The sequence below is a fragment of the Kitasatospora sp. NPDC088264 genome, assembly GCF_040685715.1.
In the GTDB taxonomy this organism is placed as follows: domain Bacteria; phylum Actinomycetota; class Actinomycetes; order Streptomycetales; family Streptomycetaceae; genus Kitasatospora.
This window is the reverse complement of the sequence record NZ_JBFBIR010000038.1, coordinates 1-2,130: the sequence shown is the minus strand read 5'-3', so window position 1 is coordinate 2,130 and position 2,130 is coordinate 1. Positions and strand designations below refer to the sequence as shown.

Genomic DNA, 2,130 nt, shown 5'->3' with positions numbered 1-2,130 from the left:
GGTACTCGGCCTCGCCGGTCCGCAGCAGGAAGTGGTCGAAGGGCGGGCGGGCGGTCAGGTCGTAGGGGTGGGCGAGTTCGGCGGCGGGACCGATCGGTCCGCGCCCCTCAGTGCCTCACTCTCCGGCGCAGGTCACACCATGCCCAGCGCGTACGCGGCGAACAGCGCCGCACCCGCCGCGGCCAGCGCCTTCCCGGCCCGGGAGAAGGCCGTCCAGGGCCCGTCGAACCGCCGGGTGAACCACCCGATCGCCACCAGCACGGCCGCGAACAGCGGAAGCAGCGCCACCCGGGCGGCCACCCAGCCGATCGAGTCCGGCGCGGTGGTCAGCCCCGGTACGGCGCCCAGGCCGGCCGCGCCGGGCACCGCCACCGCGAGCATCGCGCTCTGGTGCCAGCAGAAGATCGTCATCGCCGAGAGGTTGACCACCACCACCGGCAGCCACAGCAGCGGGCGGCGGGTCAGCAGCCGGCCCAGCCGCTCCCGCAGCAGCACCGCGGCGCCGCACTGCGTCGCCGCCAGGGCCAGCACCAGCAGGGACGGCGGGTGCGAGTTGGTCCGCTCCATCCCGGGCACCCCGACCATGCTGGCCGGGTAGTGGAACGCCAGCAGCAGCGTGGCGAACAGCGCGCCGCCGCCGACCAGCAGCACCCGGGCCACCGGGCGGCCGAGCCGGCCCTGCGCCCACAGCACGCCCAGCTGGTAGCCGAACAGCCAGCCCGGCAGGATGTTCAACAGTCCGACCCAGGACGGCACCGCCTCCGCCCACGGCCCGTACCGCAGCAGGTCGACCGCGGCGACGGCGGCCACCAGGACGCCCGCCGACCAGCCGCCCAGCCGGCGCCCGGCCGCCACGCACAGCGGGGTGAGCGCGGTCAGCCCCAGGTAGACCGCGATGTACCAGAGCGGCTGCACCACCAGCGTCGCGCCGGTCCGCACGGTGTCGCCGGGGACACCGAGCGCGGGCAGCAGTGCGATCAGCAGCGCCCAGACGGCCGTCACCCCCAGCACCGGGCGCAGCAGCCGCACCGACCGGCCGCGCAGCCAGCCCGGGTACGTCACGCCCTTGGCCCGGGCCCGCTCCAGCGACTGGACCGAGGAGTGGCCGCCGACCAGGAAGAACACCCCGAGCATCTGGAGCACCCAGCTGATCGGGGCGAGGCCGCCGAGCGAGGAGAGCGGGCTCGCGTTGTGCAGGGCGCCGTCGGCGGAGAGCGTGAAGCCGCCGAGCAGCCAGTGCCCGACCGGCACGGCGAGCAGGGCGAGGGCGCGCAGCCCGTCCAGGGCGCGGTCGCGGGTCTCGGGGGTGCGGGCGTCGACCTGGTGGGCGGCGCGGCGCAGGGCGGTCAGCGGGTGGGCCATGGCGGTGCTCCTTTCGGTGAGGCGGTCAGCGGTCGAGGCCGAGGCCGAGGGCGATGGCGGCGAAGGCGGTGAGCGAGGCGGTGCCGGGGGCGAAGTAGCCGGCGTGGCCCTCGGATCCGGTGGCGGGCAGCGGGTGGGCGCCGAAGCCGGGGGCGGTGGGGTCGGCGCCGTGGCCGAGGCCGAGCACCGAGACGTAGGGGACCCGGCCGATCCAGTCGGAGTCGTTGCGGGCGGTGGCCCAGAGCGGGACGCGCGGGTCGAGGGCGGCGGCCGAGCCGACGCCCATCCCGGGAGAGCCGAGGACGACCACGCCGGAGGCCTGGTCGGGCCCGGGGCGGGCCAGCCCGCAGACCACCGAGCCGTAGCTGTGGCAGAACACCGTGGCCGGGGCCTGCGGACGGGTGCTGACGGCGAGTCCGTCGAGCAGTCGGGTGAGCCGCGCGGCCCCGGCCCGGGCCAGGTCCTCGGTGGCGGCGCCCAGGCCGATCCCGACCGGGGTGGTGTAGCCGGTCCAGGCGATGACGGCGGTCTGCCGGTCGGTGGCCTGGTAGAGCGAGCGGGCCATGCCGGCGGGGGTGCCGTACGAGCCGGGGGAGCGGTCGAAGTTCTCCAGGTCGTTGTCCGAGCCGGGGACGACGACGGCGGTGCGGGGGGCGGCGGCGAGGTCGCCGAAGCGTACGTCCTCGGCGATCGGCCGCACCTTCTCCAGGGCGGCCGCCACGTCGAACTCGGCACGGGGCAGCAGGTCACGCGGGTCGTCCAGCGAGC

Annotated in this window: 2 protein-coding genes; both read right to left on the bottom strand. The window is 76.5% G+C overall.

The genetic code is table 11. From position 1 onward, the window contains the following. Positions 1-132: 132 nt before the first annotated feature. Positions 133-1,362 carry an acyltransferase gene (locus AB0O82_RS25560; RefSeq protein ID WP_363586289.1) on the bottom strand — a complete coding sequence of 410 codons (1,230 nt, stop codon included), beginning with the start codon at positions 1,360-1,362 and terminating at the stop codon, positions 133-135. 25 nt (positions 1,363-1,387) lie between these two features. Further along, the coding region (locus AB0O82_RS25555; protein ID WP_363586288.1) for an alpha/beta hydrolase at positions 1,388-2,130 on the bottom strand (743 nt) is incomplete at its 5' end.

Coding starts and splice junctions, on each gene's coding strand:
- AB0O82_RS25560 (WP_363586289.1), bottom strand. CDS start 1,362: ATGGCCCACCCGCTGACCGCCCTGCGCCGCGCCGCCCACCAGGTCGAC.